This is a genomic window from Bartonella vinsonii subsp. berkhoffii ATCC 51672 (genome assembly GCF_902825225.1).
Taxonomy (GTDB): domain Bacteria; phylum Pseudomonadota; class Alphaproteobacteria; order Rhizobiales; family Rhizobiaceae; genus Bartonella; species Bartonella berkhoffii.
The window spans coordinates 1-419 of record NZ_CADEAK010000215.1 but is presented as its reverse complement, the minus strand read 5'-3'; the positions used below and the strand labels follow the sequence as shown (position 1 = coordinate 419).

Sequence of the window (419 nt, the reverse complement as noted above, 5' to 3'; positions counted from 1 at the left end):
ATCGTCGGTTTCTCCCAACCAGCTCCTACACCTTTGCTACTACGCGTTGATAACACAACTGGCGCAGTTGATATAATTTCTGTGATGCGTGAGCATGAAACCAGCTATGGAGAAGTTGTGGACAGCTATTGGCTCAATCAATATGTTCTTAACCGCGAATCTTATGACTATGACACCATTCAGCTAAACTATGACACTGCAGCGCTTTTAAGCGCACCAGATGTGCAACAAGAATTTTATAAAATCTATGAGGGTGACGATGCGCGTGATAAAATACTTTCCAACAAAGCACGCATCACAGTTAAAGTACGATCGATCCAGCCAAATGGACATGGCCAAGCAACGGTGCGTTTTACAACGCAACAGCATAGCACTAGCGGTACCGTTGGACCAAAACAACATCAAATCGCAACAATTGG

General features: G+C 44.2%; 1 protein-coding gene. It reads left to right on the top strand.

The window, feature by feature from the left end; all coding sequences use genetic code 11:
- On the top strand, positions 1–419 hold a 419-nt coding region (locus J7R10_RS08985), incomplete at both ends, for a VirB8 family type IV secretion system protein (protein ID WP_246787432.1).